The sequence below is a fragment of the Salimicrobium humidisoli genome (assembly GCF_002295105.1).
Lineage (GTDB): Bacteria > Bacillota > Bacilli > Bacillales > Halobacillaceae > Salimicrobium > Salimicrobium humidisoli.
Window position 1 is genome coordinate 1 of sequence record NZ_NSGH01000056.1, and the last position, 397, is coordinate 397.

Annotated in this window: 2 rRNA genes; both read right to left on the reverse strand. The window is 49.1% G+C overall.

Annotated elements, in window-relative coordinates:
- Positions 1 to 79: ribosomal RNA gene (locus tag CKW00_RS13510) — 23S ribosomal RNA — on the reverse strand; the annotation flags it as partial.
- 222 nt (positions 80 to 301) lie between these two features.
- Positions 302 to 397, reverse strand: a 16S ribosomal RNA gene (locus tag CKW00_RS13515); the annotation flags it as partial.

Below are 397 nucleotides of genomic sequence, written 5' to 3' on the forward strand. Positions count from 1 at the left end.
GAAGCATTTCGGTGTTTGTCCCGTCCTTCATCGGCTCCTGGTACCAAGGCATCCACCGTGCGCCCTTCATTTCTTCACTATACTAGTGAAAAGACGCTTCATTCTAAAATAAAGATCGATGTTGGTCCAGATCAATATCTTACGATATTGTCTGTTTGTTTCTTATCCAGTTTTCAAGGTTCAAAGAGAGCATAGATCTCTCAAAACTGAACATGTTTTAGCCATGCGCCGGAGCGCTCCCTAAGAGCGCCCGGTTCGTGCGGATCCTTCCCGCCAGGGAAAGATCCGTTCCTATCCTTAGAAAGGAGGTGATCCAGCCGCACCTTCCGATACGGCTACCTTGTTACGACTTCACCCCAATCATTGGCCCCACCTTCGACGGCTGGCTCCTGTAAAG